Annotated in this window: 9 protein-coding genes; 1 reads left to right on the top strand and 8 read right to left on the bottom strand. The window is 33.9% G+C overall.

The features are described from left to right. Positions 1-99: 99 nt before the first annotated feature. The 8 genes from F4V57_RS01045 to bcsA all read right to left on the bottom strand — a co-directional run bounded on the left by F4V57_RS01045 (position 100) and on the right by bcsA (position 14,765). The gene (locus tag F4V57_RS01045; protein WP_070069994.1) at positions 100-2,529 is read right to left on the bottom strand and encodes a TonB-dependent siderophore receptor; all 2,430 of its coding nucleotides are present in this window, start codon (positions 2,527-2,529) and stop codon (positions 100-102) included. Between the two features lie 81 nt (positions 2,530-2,610). Further along, positions 2,611-3,564 (bottom strand): FecR family protein, encoded by a 954-nt coding sequence (locus F4V57_RS01040; RefSeq protein WP_070069993.1) that lies wholly within the window; start codon positions 3,562-3,564, stop codon positions 2,611-2,613. A 3-nt stretch (positions 3,565-3,567) separates the two neighbouring features. After that, positions 3,568-4,089: an RNA polymerase sigma factor gene (locus F4V57_RS01035; RefSeq protein WP_070069992.1), complete on the bottom strand. Its 522-nt coding sequence runs from the start codon at positions 4,087-4,089 to the stop codon at positions 3,568-3,570. Positions 4,090-4,402: 313 nt separating this feature from the next. Then, complete coding sequence (gene bcsG, locus F4V57_RS01030) at positions 4,403-6,010, bottom strand: cellulose biosynthesis protein BcsG (protein ID WP_070069991.1); 1,608 nt, start codon at positions 6,008-6,010, stop codon at positions 4,403-4,405. A gap of 37 nt (positions 6,011-6,047) precedes the next feature. Continuing rightward, the gene (locus F4V57_RS01025; RefSeq protein ID WP_070069990.1) at positions 6,048-9,242 is read right to left on the bottom strand and encodes a cellulose synthase subunit BcsC-related outer membrane protein; all 3,195 of its coding nucleotides are present in this window, start codon (positions 9,240-9,242) and stop codon (positions 6,048-6,050) included. Further along, positions 9,239-10,378, bottom strand: coding sequence for a cellulose synthase complex periplasmic endoglucanase BcsZ (gene bcsZ, locus F4V57_RS01020; protein ID WP_171257541.1), 1,140 nt, complete (start codon positions 10,376-10,378; stop codon positions 9,239-9,241). The genes F4V57_RS01025 and bcsZ overlap by 4 nt, the downstream gene beginning before the upstream one ends. Continuing rightward, on the bottom strand, positions 10,371-12,620 hold the full coding sequence (gene bcsB, locus F4V57_RS01015) for a cellulose biosynthesis cyclic di-GMP-binding regulatory protein BcsB (RefSeq protein WP_081409212.1): 2,250 nt from the start codon (positions 12,618-12,620) through the stop codon (positions 10,371-10,373). The genes bcsZ and bcsB overlap by 8 nt, the downstream gene beginning before the upstream one ends. Next, complete coding sequence (gene bcsA / locus F4V57_RS01010) at positions 12,621-14,765, bottom strand: UDP-forming cellulose synthase catalytic subunit (protein ID WP_171257540.1); 2,145 nt, start codon at positions 14,763-14,765, stop codon at positions 12,621-12,623. Positions 14,766-15,287: 522 nt separating this feature from the next. Here bcsA and argG point away from each other — a divergent pair. Continuing rightward, on the top strand, positions 15,288-16,631 hold the full coding sequence (gene argG / locus F4V57_RS01005; RefSeq protein WP_070069997.1) for an argininosuccinate synthase: 1,344 nt from the start codon (positions 15,288-15,290) through the stop codon (positions 16,629-16,631). The last annotated feature ends 82 nt before the right edge of the window (positions 16,632-16,713 follow it).

Here is a 16,713-nt window from a genome sequence, read left to right as displayed (position 1 = left end):
AAAGAATCGGAAAGATTAAATATTTTTAATATTCCACTACTCAAGTAATGGAATATTGAGAAACATATTAAACAACCATATTTCAATATTTAGAAAATGCTACCATGTAACTTTTAAACTTAGGATACCATTTCTTTTTTCACCGATACTTGCCCAAGTACCACTTGATGCCCAGTATTTTTTATTCAAAAGATTATTAATATTGCCATTTAATACAGCATCATACCCACTTAATTTAAACTTATAAGAAAAACCTGTATTGACCAGTGTATAAGCGGGAACTTTCACAATATTAGCGGTACTGGTATAAGACTCGCCATTATATCGAACGTTGCCATGCAGGCTTAAACCTTCAATTGATGAAACGGTATATTCTGCATTTGCTACACCTGACCATTTAGCAACTCCTGCCGGCTGATGACCTCTTGTAGCTTTATTCGCTTGTGACACTTTATCTATACTGGCATCTAAATACATACCACCCAAGCCAAGTTTCAGGGTTTCTACAGGTTTATAGCTTGTATTCAACTCTAAGCCTTGATAATTAGTTAGACCATCCTGCGTTAAATAGGTTAAACCATTCTGAATACTGTCCATAGTTGCTGCACGTTGCATTTTAAAAATGGCAGCTGTTAAACTCAATGGTTCGGCATCATACTTGACGCCTGCTTCGTATTGTTTACTGACCGTTGCATCTAAAACTTCACCAGCATTAGCATAGGTTGAACCAACAACGGAACCTGCCTCTAAACTTTCTACATAGCTTGCATAAAGCGTTGCATTAGGTACTGGCTTATATAAAAATGCAATGGTTGGCGTGGTTGCTTTAGTCGAGTAACCTGAATCTTTGGTTGGATCATAATCCAGATCTTCTTTATCATAGTAGGTATAACGCAAACCTAAAATTGCCTGTAATTGCTCGTTAAATTTAATGGTGTCACTGATATAGCCATAAGTTTGAGCTATTTCTGAACTTTTTGGTTTTAAGCTAAAGTTTGGTGTGTGAGTAATGGTATATGGTTGATCCGAATAAATATTACCTGTAAAATCTTTTACCCAGTAATAAGCAGAGGTTCTGACTGTACTTACTGTATATCCAGCACCAGCAACCAACTCATGTTTAATACTGCCTGTCGTAAATTTACCCGTAAGCATTAACTGATTTAGTTGGCTTTCATCCAAATATGCAAATTGATATAAATTACCAGTATAATCACCTGAAGTGTTTAATAAGTAATCAAATACTAAATTAGAATGATGCTCTTTTCGTGTATAACCCAGTTGATATTTTAAATTCCAGTTTTCGTTGATTTTCCAGTTTACTCCGGTAAATGCAGCGAATGTATTACTTTTATAATAAGCATTATCTACGGTTAAATTATCATAATCATAGGTTGCTTTTGGAAAACCATTGGTGAGTGATCCAAAACTAAATATCGGTGGTTCATGTTCTGTTTTATTATTTTCATAGATAAAATTAGCTGTCCAGTTGATATTGTCACTAAGCTTTTTATCTAATGCCAATGAAGTAATGAAATGATTTTGTTCCGCTGTATTATAGGATTCACCCTTATCTCCACCGATTATAAAACGATAGCCTAAATCAATAGCATCAATATAATTGCTGGTATCTACTAAAGCAGTCACTAAACCGGGATTACGGTAACTAACTTCCACACTGGTTTCCGGGGCCGCTTTAGGTCGTTTAAGCTGGTAACTGATGGCACCACCAGGCGAACCAAAACCATACATAAAGCCGGTTAAACCTTTTAAAACCGTTACACTTTCAGCAGCTTCTGACGGGAAATCCCCACCCCAAGATAAAGACATTGGAAAACCATCGACATAATAATTACGAACCCCTAAGCCACGAACAGTTGTCCCCCACCAGTCTGTTGCCATCGCAGCACTCTGGCTATAAACAGCAGGATCATTAATAAAAATTTGTCCTAATGTTTTAGCCCCACGCTTACTAATATCATCACTCTCTACGACGGTGATAGAAAATGGTGTATCTAAAATAGATTTACTACCTAATGCCCCTGATTGTATTGTTTTCTTTAAACCTTGTGGAGAGCTGACAGTATCTACAGTAATCGCAGGTAATTGTGCGACACTATCTGTTGAAGTTTTTACTGTTCCTTTTGCTTGCACATCAATTTGTTTTAATTGTCCGACATAATGGCTTTGTTGTGGTTTTAAATTACTTTTAGCAACCAGTGTATAACCATTTTTAACCTTGGCAATCTGATAAGGTGTATGTTGAAGGAGCTGATTAAATCCTGCTTCAATTTCAAAATTTCCTTGTAAACCTTCAGATTGATAACCTGACAGTAGTTTTCCATCTACAATTAAATTTACATTTTGCTGTAAGGCATATTGACCCAATGCCTGATTTAAATCCCCGGCAGAAATTTGAATATTGGTTCTGGCATATACTGTGGTCATTATTCCAGCACTTACAGAAAACGTAACCACATGGATTGCCAATACCAAAGGTTTCAATGAAATCAGTAAATTTGAGCGCATTTGTTAATATCCTCATGATGTTTGCTCTACTTACTTAGACGATTCAAATTCAAAAATCGGAAGTTTTTTTTTAATTTATGATTAATTTTTTTCAATTCGAGTGATATATCCGGAATAATGACTAATTTTTAAACCATGATGCTGTTGTAATAATTGTAAAGCGACTTCAGGTTGATCCAAAGGCAATACCGCTGTTACCCGATCATTTTCTAATGCGGTATTTGAATAAATAAAGTGGCTACGCTGGTAACTTTGTAATATTTCCAGAACTTGAGAGAGTGGCATATTATTTACTACAAGTTTTTTATGTTGCCATGCCTGCACCAACATTTGTGAAGAGGTTGTTGTCTGAATACGATAGTTTTGTCCATTCAGATATAGTGTTTCACCTGTTTTTAAAATAACTGTTTTGGTTATATCATCTGAATTAATTTGTGTTTTCGATTCAAGCATACTCACGATAGTAAGATTTTGATGATGTTGTACAATAAAACGGGTACCCAATGCCTGTACTTTTACATTACCAGTATCCACGATAAATGGACGATGCTTATCTTTAGCAACATCAACCAAAATATTGCCATGAAGTAGTTCAATTTTACGTTGCTGACTGGAATATTGAATATTATATGCGGTTTTACCCGATATACTGATCAGGCTATTATCCTGTAATTTCTGCTGTTGCCAGACTTGTTGATCATTTCGTACATCTGCTGTCCATGTTTGCCAAGGTAAAATATAGCCAATACTTCCCATGATAAAGACCAATAGTAATAAGGAAATATGATGGTTAGTTTTGCGTTTTCGTTTTAATACATATTGTTTGATCAGATTATTCTGACTATTAAGATTATGCTGCTGAAGTGACTGCACATTCTGGATTAAATGATATAATTGCTCAAATGCCTGTAAATGTTCAGGACTTTGCTGCTTCCACTGTTCGAGTGCAATCAAATCTTGATTTGTACATTGTCCTGTACTTAATTTAACCACCCATTCTGCGGCCTGTTCTGCAATATTTTGAGCTGATTGCATATTTTAGAATTCATCTTGCAAGATAGGCAGACGTTGCTGTAAATGGATCAACGATTTCACCAATTCATTATGTACCGTTTTACTACTCACTTGTAGTTTGTCAGCAATGACATTGAGTTTTTCGCCATCAATATAATGCCAGACAAATACTTTCTGACTACGTTCTGGAAGTTTATCCAATAAAATTGCCAATTGTTCGAGTAATTCTACCGCCATTAAAATTTTTTCAGGGGATATTTCATCACAAAATTGTTGATGTTCCAGATGCTTTAAATATTCTTGCTCAATTTTTGTATGTCTGGAACGATCAATCATCACCCGTTTAGCAACTGTAGTTAAAAATGCTTTGGGATGTTCAATATTCAAAATATTCTTTTGTCTGAGTAGCTTACTAAATGCATCATGTAAAACATCTTCAGCATTTTCAGCCGAACCAAGTTTTTGATAGAGCCATACATATAACCAATGCCGATGTTGTTGATATAACTCGGCAATATACTTCTGTATGACAAAATTTTGATTCATTTCATTTAAATGGATAAATATTGATATTATGCAGAAACTTTAACAGTAATGAATAACATTATCAATTAGGAAATAGACATATTCTCAAATTTACCAAGGAGTTCTCAAAATTTGATCAAGACGAGTAGTTATAATTTCAGGCATCCTATTCGATAAATCTAAACAAACTTTAGAGTTTTTATGCTGTTTATTTACAATATATTTTAAGGTTAAAAATTAACTGCCACAAGATGATTAAAATAATCATGTATTTCATATTTCAATTATCATTGTTAATGATAAGACCTTTGTTCTTAGTTCAAAATTAAGTTCATTACTTGTATAAAACCCATTGTAAATTATTGGTACTAAAAAAACTCCGCTGATTAATTGTGACTACTTTGCTATTTTCATTTTCTGAAATAGGCATGGTCTGAGGCAAGTCCTGCACAAGTAATTGCCAATTTATATTATTTCCATTAAAAATTTTACCGTCAACTACTCTATATATGATCTCTGACAATACATTATAACTACTTGGTTGTTCAATATTAATGGTTTTTTCAGGATGTTTCCCGGCCAATCCAGTAAATCTTATGGCCACTGGAACATGCGTAATATCATAACTAGGAATATCACGTAATCCTGTCATTTGAATATTGCTGCCTTTGAGATTAGCACCATGTTCTGGCACAACAACAATAACTACCTTGCGATGTTGTTTTTCTAAATTATTAATCAGATTATTTAATGCAGAAAATAAAGTTAAAGTTCTATCCCGATAATCAGCTTGATCATTACTTCCTAGATAATGATTGCCATCGTGTAATGGAAGTAAATTGGCATAAGTAATGCTACGGTCAGTATGTGGACGATTTAGCCATTTATTAAATAAACTATTATCATCATAAATTGGTGAGCCATCAAACGCTTGTAATGCAACCGGTAAACCTGTTTGAGAAAGCATATTGGGATTCATATTTGCATATTTTTTTAAAGTATCTAATACTCCACCATCAAATTGACCATTATGATCCAGCATCATTTCTTTGCTAAATCCCAGATTATTTAGATTTGAAAATAAATTACATTGTGCATAATCATTAGAATATAATTTATCGTGCGGTAATTGACCACAACTGGCGTGCATCAACCTCAATGCTGCTGGTCCACTATATGATGTTCCTGAATTAAATTGATCAAACATAACATCAAAGTTATTCCAGAATGAGTGATTTTTTAAACCAACAGTTTCCAGATCTGCCCATGATAATGAACAAATACTAATAATCAATATCTCAAAAGGTTGAGAGTTTTCCGGTAAAACTTTTGGAAAAATAATTTGTTTATTACTTTCCTGCGTATAAAAATTTTGTAATATTTCACTAAAATTTGTCGCGTTATTCTCAACAACCATTTGATCTTGAGTATTTTTACCCAAAGATAAAGTATTTAATATATTTTTTGGCAAATAATCGGAAATTAGATAAAAGAAAAATCCTAAAAAAACAACTATGGTCATCGTTATCGATAATCTCTTACTGATCGATAAAATTGACCAAACATAAAATAGAATGACAATAATCAAGACTTGAAACCAGTTTACAATTTTTGCCAGCCAACTTACGATATATTCAAAGCTAAAATCCGTCAGTGAAGAAAAGTGTGCAAATACACTTGCTGGTCCAGGTAACCATGAGTCATACCAAAATAATGCAATTGCAATAAAAAATGCAATAATATTAAATATCCTTTTTAATTTTTTTTGTGCAATCGGTAATAATAAAATTATTGCAAAAAGCAAATTTTCCCAGACATGAAAATTCAGTTTTTCATTCATCACCAAAATTAGTTTTAATAAAAAATACCCACCCCATACAGACAGTCCTTTCCATTGCTGCCAGTTTAAGAGCTGTGAATTTTTTTTACGATCTAATGGCATGAATTTTTCCAGAAATTAATAAAGATTGATGTGGGTTTTATTGATATTGATCAATATATAATGCTGGCTGCTGAACTGGTAAATTCATATTGCCATTCCAGCCATCAATCGAATATTTAAGGTAAATCATCATATTGCTTGGTACATAATCTTTCTGATATTGTAGATTAAGTGCTGTTCCTATAAACCAGTGTGGTGTCATTCTCTTTTCAGCAAATGCTTTTAGGCTATAACCAAAACCTTGTGAGGTTTTACCCGCTTCAATTGCATTTAAGTCTGTTAAATTTTGATTTACGAGCTGTTTTAATGGATAACGTTGCATGTCTTCGCTCTGCGCATAAGAATATGATAATCTGCTTTTTAATCCCCATGACCATTGTGAAGTTGATTTCTGCCATTCAATTGGAATACCCAGTGAATAATAACGCTGTGGGCTATAATATCCGCCCTGCCCTAATGTATAAGCACCTAAATTTTTATTATAATGCCAAAATGAAAAATCTACGCCAGTTGTGATTTTTTGTTGATCTTGATTAATCAAGTTATTGTAATATCCTAAACTACTGCGTAATCTTGAATTATCCACAACATGATTACCTGTTAATCGAGCAATATCAATGCTTGACCATAATCCTTGCCGAGTATTCAAGGCATAACTCGTTTTTAATGCCAATTGATCGGCATGAATACTGCCCCATTGTATACCTGTTAATGGATCAGTTTGCCCATAATAAGATAAAAGAGAATTAGATAAACGACGGCGTTCTATAATAGCCTGATAATTAATATTATTCCATGTATTGTTATAGCGAACTCCCCCCAATAAATCTATATTTTTTGTTTGGGAGGATATCGATCCTAAATCAATATCCCATTGTTTATTCTTCCAGCCAAATGCCAATGTTTTAAGTGTTTGTTGTTGTTGCTGTAAATTTGCACATTCCGTTGTGGTACATGCTGCCCAATGTGGATATTGCTGATTAAAATTTCCGGCATTAAAATCTGACCAATTGGCTTGCAATACTGCTCGCCCATCAGCTAAAGGAAATTGTGCCTGCAAAAAGAAAGTTGTCTGATCTACGTGAGAGCTTCCATCTGTACCATCATAATACGAATAATTTAATCCTGAACTGATACTACGCTCTTGTTGTCGATACACTTGCGAAGCAGATTGTTTAATATCTTGTTTTAACCAGTCATCGTCCGCGTGCAATTGCATAAATTGTGTAAAATCATCATTATTTTCTGGTACTTGTCGGGTGATTTGAGCCAAATACATGGCTTGCTTCCATTCTCGCAAAGCCTGATCTTTGCGATTTTCAATAACGTGCCATTTCGCCAAATCATTTTTTAATATTGCCATGTCTTCAGAAGGTTTAATCCAGTTCTGCTGACTGAGTTCTGAATATAACTGATTTGCCTGTGCAGACAATTTTAAATCCAGTAATAATTTTGCCAATTTGCGTTTTTCATTGATTTTATCAAAATGTATTTGATATAAATTCAATGCAATTTGTTTTGATTTTTTAGGTTGTGAATAAAGATAAATACTGGCCAGTCCAAATTGAGCATTGATATTTTTTGGATCAACCGCCAATACCTGTTGATAATGTTTTTCTGCCAAAGGCATATTTTGTAAAGCCAAATACCAGTCTGCCAACAAGGCATGTTTACGCAGACTTTCAGGCTGCATATTCACCCATTCGATGGCTTGTGTGGTTTTTCCGCTATCCCAGAATTGCTGTGCATCTTGATATCTTTGCTCAACCTGAAGATCTAAAATCAAGCTTTTTACTTTATCGTCCTGATGCTTTACATCAATTTGATCTAAAGCATTTAATGCTTGCTGATAACGTTGTGTACCATACAAATATAATGCGTATGCATAATAATACTGTGCATCATGTTGTAGCTTTGAATCTAAGAATAATGTATCGGCTTTTGCCTGTTGCTGAGTATTTAAATACGCTCTGGCCAAATCAAATATAGCCCAGACATTTTCAGGCTGTAGCTGAAGGATTTTTTGTCGGGTCATCACCAATTGATCAAATTGATTTTGTTGTTCTAATTGTTTGGCTTGCTCAGTCAAATCTCGTAATGTTATCGATGTAATGATTTGTTGATAAAGTTTTTGGGTATCTTTGGTTCTATTTTTAACAGCAATATCATTTAATTGCTGTAATGCTGTATCAATTTGATTTGTATTATTTAAATATAATGCATAAACATATTGATTTTTTTGTTCATTTTTTGCGTCTGGATATTGTTTAAAATATTGTGAAAATATCGCATTCGCTTGTGGTATTTGATTTTGTTGCACATAACTCATAGCCAAATCATAATGATTCCAAATTTCTGAAGTTTGTAAATTTAGAATCTTTTTTTGCAATGCAATTTTTTGATTCAATTGGTCAGATTGAGTCAATTGTTGAATTTGATGTTTTAAAGTTGCAATTTGCTGTTGCTGCTGTTCTAGTCTAATCTGAATTAACCCCTGTTGTGCAATGCGATTACTCGCATTCAATTGCAAAACTTGAGAAAAATATTGTTGTGCTTTATCCCATTGCTGTTTTTTTACTGCAATTTGCGCAGATTTTAATAGCTGTTGACTATATTGTTCTTTTTGCTGCATTAAAGGATTGGATTTATTCTGTGTCGTAGGAGCTTGGACACGAAACTGATTAATTTTATCAATCACTGCCTTTCCGCCATCAATAGAATTTAAAGCCTGAAGTGCTTGAGATTGTGTCGCAGGATTGTAGGCCAGAATTGTCCAATATTCCAAAGCAAGGTCAGCAGGCGGTTGATTTGAAAATAGAGTTTGATAAATATGACTCGCTTCAACAATTTTTCCAGCGCCTGCCAAACGTCGAGCTTGTAGTAAAGTATTTTTAAATTTTGGTGTGTTTAATGCAATGAGAGTTTTTGCCTGCACCAATTCTGGTGTATTTACACCATATCGTTGTAATCGATTAATCTTCTGTGTTTCTAAAGTTTTATTATGTGTTTTCACTGCATAATTAACCCATGCCAATAAAACTTTAGGATCATCTGGATTAATAAGATCCAACTTATCTAGAGATTGTTTGACTAAACTATAATTATTACGCTTGTCTGCAAAATTGACTTGATCCAGTAAATGATTTCGAGCATTTAAATCAGATTTAGCATACACTGTCATACAATACATACTTAAACATACAGGCACAAATACAAATATTTTATTCATCATTTATGATTCCAAGCAGGCAGAAGTTGTCCAGTAGCAGAAAAAGCAAACTTTTTTTCATACCAACCTAAACCGAATAAAATCAACATATTGTTATAATAATTTTGCTGATTTTTATAATTATCCTGAATATATAGTAATTGTTTTTTCTGAAGTGTTGGATCCTGTATAAATGGAAGCATCGCAGCAGAAAATCCAATTGGCCCTTGATTAATAGTTGTGGCATCTAAAACATTAATTTTTTCTGGTGGATAATGATTAGTATTTAATAATTTAAGCATTGGCATAAAATGCTGATATAAAGTTTGCTTATTTTGATCACTAGAATTTAACATTCCTAACCACAAATACACACGTATTGCATCATAACTACCTAAAATAGGTTTATTCTCTACTTGAGTTAACCAACCTAAAGTTTGATCATATTCGATCCAGTCTGGAGAAAATCCTTTCGGTGCAGATGCTATAAGTAAATGAACGCTATTATTTTTTATATTTATCCATAACGGAGCATGAGTATGGTTAGCAATCCCTGTCAAAATTTGTACTGGTAAATAACAGGGATTTAAACGCCATTTTTTTTCAAAAACAAAACCATACTGTCCCGGCAGCAGCATATCACCTAAATCAGGGATATTAACCACCTCTGATTTTTCAATTTGCTGTAATAATGCATCGGCAGTATCTGTATATTTCTGATTTTTCCATAAACGTCCAGCCTCTATTAAATTCCAGACAATCCAAAGATCTGCATCTGAAGCAGAATTTGGATCAAGAATTTTCCATTCTTGATTCTGATCTTTGCCCCATAACCATGCTGGTAAATGCTGCTGTAAATCTCCCTGTGCCAAATTATTTTCAGTCCAGCGCAATAATTTATCAAATGTTTTTTGGTCGTTATTCACCAAAGCAAAAAACATCGCATAACTTTGACCTTCTGACGTAGTAATAAATCGTTGATCACTGTAATCAATCACACGTCCATCTTCTGAAATATATTGCTGCTTTACGGTCTTCCAAACTAAATCAAAATTCACTTCATTGGCAAAAACAGAACGGCTCATGGTGCATATATAAAAAATCAATACACCACAGATTAATATACTTATCGCCAGACTAAAAGATATCTGCTTAATCATTGTTAATCCTATTGTGACGTATTTTTTTCATACGTTTTGCCAAAATAAAAGAAATAATAATTAATACTAACAACGCAATCAGCGCAGCTAATATCGGGTGTTTGGATATTTTGATCTGTAGAATTTCAAATGCTGATAAATCACCAACATGGTATTGTTCACCCATATCAATATTGGTCACACCAGATTCACGAATGACTGATACTCCACCAGAAATATCAAATTTATTCGGATTAATCATGACATTATTTAGCAATTCAATACTAGAATTATTATTGGCGAGAATTGCAATGACACTACGTTTTTTAAAGTATGGAGATTCCACACCAACAATTGCCCCAATATTTCCTTGGGCAGTCATCTGTGTTGCCACTTTTGCCGAATCGTTACGACTAATCTTATCACCAAGTGAATAATCAATCGGTGCTGTTAGTTCATTTTTTCCATTTTGAATATGAAGATTATCTATTTTTAACTTAGCAAAATTACCATCTTGATGATAATCTGCAAACAACAAAATATCTTTATCTTCTTTATTTAAATCGGTATTTTTATCAGCAACTCGCAAATTATATGCCGGAAGCCCTGTTTTATTACTAATCAAACCTACTGTATTTAATAGTAAACTCATTTGTTGTGCTGTAGGATTTGATGGTGTAATAATTATAGTTTCAGATAAATCGGCCATCCGACTATAAGGATAACCTGCATTAATAAATACACGTAAATTAGGCATCGCCATATAATGTGCAAATTTTGAAAAATCAATGACAGAATTATCGTCAATGGTTACAGCATTGGGAACAGGTTGATAAGTCACACACTGTGTTGTGGTTCCACCTGGTACAGGGCTCATAAAATAAGGTTCAAACCTTAGTTCATTGGTTTTCTCAGGTAACAATCCCGGAATCTTAAAAGCAGCATCGTCAGATGCCAACCCCTGGTGAACAGGAATCTGTAAGGTCAGTTTATTATCATCTTTTGAATCACCTAATCGTATGGTTTTCAAAAATTGATTATTTAAATAAACCAGCATTTTTGAATCATCTGGGTTAATTGGCCTCGTATATCTATATTTTAAATTTAATGAGGTACTATATTTACTTAATGCAAATAGGTCTGGAGGCAAAGTTATTGATAATCTTAATGGGTCAAGTTTATAACCAGCAGTTGTCAATTGATTTGAGTAAGTTTTAATTTGTCCCAGCGTTAAAGCCTGATCTATCGGTAACCAGTTTGGCGCATCATAAGGTTGTCTTTTTCCCAATTCATTTAATTTATTTACCAGAACTTTAGAACCATTCAATTGAATATTACTGGTTGCCAATGCTTTGGCCAATAATAGTAAATCCTGATCATTACGTCCCGCTAACACCAATAGTTTTGTATTTGGATAAGATGGATTATCGATTAATTCAACAGTCGGCTGTTGAACTGGTGCATAATTTTTTAAAAAATCAGGTTTATTCTGATTAGTGATAAAAACAATAGCATTTTCTTTAGGTAATTGATTATAAGTAACATCAAATTGAAAGCCACGCCATTGAGATTTTGTCGCAAACCATGATGCGAGAACAGCTGATGCCTGCTGCTGCATAGGATTAGGCGCACCATGAAAAACGATCGGAATATATGACGGCTGATTATCATTTTCATCAATAAATGGAAAAGGTAAAAATGACAACTCATTTTTGACTGGAATCTGTGCTGTATTGAGTTGTAAGGTAGAGTTACGTAATATTTTAAGCCATAGTGAACTGTGTATAGGATTTTCACAAATATCTGTATAGTGGCCTATAAATTGAAACTTAATTTCATTTTTCGTTGTCACCAGATTTGGGTCTATAGGAATATTATTAACAACCTTATTCCCCACTTGTTCTTGTGTAATTGGATATGTCGCAATAATATCATTATTCAAATACACAATCAGTTGAGAAACCGTTGGTAACAATGCTGGTGAAGGAATATATTCCAAATGAAGATTGGCATTGGTAACAATTTGATCTTTTCTCAATGAAAATCGAATAACATCTTCATTAATTAGACCTGATAAATTTACATTATCCTGATAAGGTGTAATTTGTTTTAATTTAATTTGAACAGCATCATCTTTGATCGAATGATTTTGATCCACTTGTGATATTTGTTTGGCAGTAATTTGCTCTGCTTTTAAAGACGTTACAGATGGAGGTAAAAAAATCCCTATAACCAATATTTTCGTGATTTTTGAAGTTAACATCTATATTTTCCTTCCATCAAAAACTTTTAGAATTTTGGCATCAAGTTTATTTCTCAGATGTTTATATAAAGCACGATACCCGCGGATTGCGACCTGTATAAACAAGATCATGTTTTTTGGAATATTATCTTCCGGAAGTTCTTTTTGCCATTTATCCCATATATTCGGACGGCCAAATGTACAGGAAATATAATTAATCCATTCATTTGCAGATAAATCATCAAGTAATACACCAATCTGATTTATTCTGCGATTTTTCTGTCTTACCGGAAATTCATAAAAATTTCCTTGATTATTTAAAATCACTTTGACAATTAACTGCTCATTTGTCAGCTTTTGATTTTTATTGAGTAATAAACCCAAACCATTTGCCGAAAAGTTTATGACTTTACAATTATATATTTCCCCAGTATTATCAATACATTGAGCATCCAAATCCATGATAATACGATGTGCAGATCTGATCTGTTTTTTCTCAATCGAAACATACAGGCAAATACCTAGAATCAATAAGTTATAAAAACACCAAATTAAACTTAAACAAACTGTCAAGATTTCGTCTTCAGGCCCTGTGAAAATACGATAAAGCCCTGTAATAACACCAATCATTAAAATAAGACTGGTAATAAAAAATGGACTGGCAATTTTATAATCAAAAAATTTATTTTGAATTAATCCACCTTTTGCCGTTACATTAAACTTTCCTTTATGTGGTGCAAATAACGCTACAACTGTAGGAATCAGCGTATAAAAAGATAATATTGTCTCATAGACTTCACCCCAAAAAGAATGACGATACTTACCCTGAATCAATGAATTAACATAAATGGATAGGAAAAGATGAGGAAAAACATATAACAACACCATAATTGCAGGTGCATAAATAATATAGCTATGAAAAAATAAAAATGCCAAAGGGGCTAATAAAAAGATAATACGGGAAACACTAGAGAGATAATGCAGCATTGCACTAAAATAACAAATACGTTGTGCAAATGTTAAACCCCTACCTAAAAATGGACAATCCAGACGCAAAATCTGAATCATTCCTCTTGCCCATCGAATTCTTTGTCCAATATGTGAAGACAAGGTTTCTGTGGCCAATCCTGCTGCCAAAGGATAACGTAAGTATGCAGAATTATAGCCTTTTCTATGTAATTTTAATGCAGTATGTGCATCCTCAGTGACGGTTTCAACAGCTATTCCACCTATTTCTAATAGAGGATCACGTTTAATAACTGCACACGAGCCACAAAAAAACGTCGCATTATAGGTATCATTACCGTCTTGAATAATTCCATAAAATAAAGCACCTTCACTTGGAATTTTACTGTGTAAATTTAGATTACGTTCAAAAGGATCTGGTGAAAAAAAGTGGTGAGGTGTTTGCACCAGTGCTAAATTTTTATCTTGAAGGAAGAACCCCATGGTACGTGACAGAAAATCCTGATTTGCCACATGGTCACAATCAAAAATAGCAATATAATCACCATGAGAATGTTTTAGAGCATGGTTTAAATTCCCAGCTTTGGCATGTTCGTGTGTTTCTCTTGCAATATATTCAACACCCGTATCTATTGCAAACTGTCGAAAACTTTCACGATGACCATCATCCAATATATAAATTTTTATTTTGTCTTTGGGCCAAACCAGTCCTAATGCCGCATATACGGTAATACGAACAATTTCGATATCTTCATTATAAGTAGGAATAAATACATCAACTGTAGGCCATAAAGATTGATCTTCCGGCAGTGCGACACTTTCTCGTTTTAAGGGGGATAGGCATTGAAAAAAAGCAATAAATAAAACAGCCCAAGAATAAATTTCTGCCGTCAAAAGCAGCATGCCAAATACTGTACTTAAAAAATCTGGAAATTCTAAGGTTGAACTGACTCGCCACCACATGTAACGTAATGACATTAATAAAGAAATAAATAAAACAATTAAAGTTGCAAATCTTTTCTTCTGCTTACCAAAATAACCAACAAACAATGAAAATGAAATTGCAATCAGGTTGAGCCAGATCAAACCAGTCGTTGAAATTGGTTGAATCATGATAACTGTCATCATTATTAGGCATAAGATGACTAGAAATATTTTAAGCGTATTTCTATTTTTATTAAATAAAGATAGGATTTGCAAATTAGGCTACCTTTTGCACATCGCAATTAATGATGAACTCGATCATAGCGAACCCTACATCTGGCTTAGAGAAACAATTATTATACTTTTAAAAAACAAATAACCACATCATTTTATTTTAAATAAAAACAATTAGCATCAAACATTCCATTAAAATATTAATTTAATTAACAAAAAAATTTTAAAATATGAAATTAATCACAGATTACCAATTACTCAAACCAGTAAAAAAGTACAATAACAACAAAATAAAATACTTTACAATATATTAAAAATTCATTTTATAGGGTATTTGCTCTTTATCATCGACAAGATCACAGTATGGCAAACACAAATCATGATAAAAAAGTGCAGTAATATCATGCAAGAAAAAGTAATAACATCACGGCAATAAATCGATAAAAAACCTGCTTTAGCATAGCGCTAACAAAAAAATGAGTGAAAATAGTGTATGATATAGCAATTTTAAACTGTCTTATCGTCACCAGTTTTGGTGCCATCTGTTATACATTAGGATTAACAATGTCTGATAATGCAACAATCTTGCAAAATGTACCTGTAGGGAAAAAAGTAGGAATCGCTTTTTCTGGCGGTCTGGATACCTCAGCAGCTTTATTATGGATGAAACAAAAAGGTGCTGAACCCTATGCTTATACTGCAAATTTGGGTCAACCTGATGAAGATGATTATGACGCAATTCCTAAAAAAGCAGAAAACTACGGGGCAGTTAAGGCTCGTCTGGTAGATTGCCGTTTACAACTTGCACTGGAAGGTATTGCAGCCATTCAATGTGGTGCTTTCCACATTACTACTGGTGGTATGCCGTATTTTAATACAACACCTTTAGGTCGTGCCGTGACAGGAACCATGTTAGTCACTGCAATGAAAGAAGATGATGTTAATATCTGGGGCGATGGTTCAACCTACAAAGGGAATGACATTGAACGCTTTTATCGTTATGGCCTACTCACCAATCCTCATCTAAAAATTTACAAGCCTTGGTTAGATCAAACTTTTATTGATGAACTCGGTGGCCGTGCCGAAATGTCACAATTCCTGATTGATAATGGTTTTGACTATAAAATGTCAAAAGAAAAAGCCTATTCAACTGACTCAAACATGCTTGGTGCCACACACGAAGCCAAAGATCTTGAATATCTAGATGCCAGCATTAAGATCGTTGAACCGATTATGGGCGTTGCATTCTGGAAAGAAGATGTAGACGTTAAACCTGAACAAGTCAGTGTGACATTTGAAGAGGGTATGCCGGTAGCACTAAATGGTCAACGAATTGAAAATCCGGTTGAATTGATCTTGGAAGCCAATCGTATCGGCGGTCGTCATGGTTTGGGGATGTCGGATCAGATTGAAAATCGCATCATTGAAGCAAAATCTCGTGGTATTTATGAAGCACCAGGAATGGCGTTATTACACATTGCCTATGAGCGTTTAGTAACAGGTATCCACAACGAAGATACCATTGAGCAATACCGTATCAATGGTTTACGTTTGGGTCGTTTATTGTATCAAGGTCGCTGGTTTGACTCTCAAGCATTAATGCTGCGTGAAACAGCGCAACGCTGGGTTGCCAAAGCCATTACTGGTACAGTCACTATCGAATTACGCCGTGGTAATGACTATATTATTCTGAATACAGAATCTGATAACCTGACCTATGAAGCTGAACGCTTAACCATGGAAAAAGGTGACTCCATGTTTAGTCCGGCTGACCGTATTGGTCAGTTGACTATGCGTAATCTGGATATTACAGACACACGTGCAAAATTGGGAATTTATACCAATACTGGCTTATTGTCGATTGGTCAGGGTTCTGCTGTACCGCAATTACAAACTAAAAAGAAATAATTTAATCTTATTGTTTTTGTAATTAAAAAATCCCACCTGATTCATCAAGTGGGATTTTTTATCACTTTATGTTGATATCAAA

This window comes from Acinetobacter qingfengensis, from assembly GCF_008693185.1.
Lineage (GTDB): Bacteria > Pseudomonadota > Gammaproteobacteria > Pseudomonadales > Moraxellaceae > Acinetobacter > Acinetobacter qingfengensis.
This window is presented reverse-complemented; position numbering and strand designations above follow the sequence as displayed.

What these genes read in the sequence shown, in the direction of transcription:
- argG (WP_070069997.1), top strand. Translation starts at nt 15,288, where the DNA reads ATGTCTGATAATGCAACAATCTTGCAAAATGTACCTGTAGGGAAAAAA.
- bcsZ (WP_171257541.1), bottom strand. Translation starts at nt 10,378, where the DNA reads ATGATTAAGCAGATATCTTTTAGTCTGGCGATAAGTATATTAATCTGT.
- bcsB (WP_081409212.1), bottom strand. Translation starts at nt 12,620, where the DNA reads ATGTTAACTTCAAAAATCACGAAAATATTGGTTATAGGGATTTTTTTA.
- F4V57_RS01025 (WP_070069990.1), bottom strand. Translation starts at nt 9,242, where the DNA reads ATGATGAATAAAATATTTGTATTTGTGCCTGTATGTTTAAGTATGTAT.
- F4V57_RS01045 (WP_070069994.1), bottom strand. Translation starts at nt 2,529, where the DNA reads ATGCGCTCAAATTTACTGATTTCATTGAAACCTTTGGTATTGGCAATC.
- bcsG (WP_070069991.1), bottom strand. Translation starts at nt 6,010, where the DNA reads ATGCCATTAGATCGTAAAAAAAATTCACAGCTCTTAAACTGGCAGCAA.
- F4V57_RS01040 (WP_070069993.1), bottom strand. Translation starts at nt 3,564, where the DNA reads ATGCAATCAGCTCAAAATATTGCAGAACAGGCCGCAGAATGGGTGGTT.
- F4V57_RS01035 (WP_070069992.1), bottom strand. Translation starts at nt 4,089, where the DNA reads ATGAATCAAAATTTTGTCATACAGAAGTATATTGCCGAGTTATATCAA.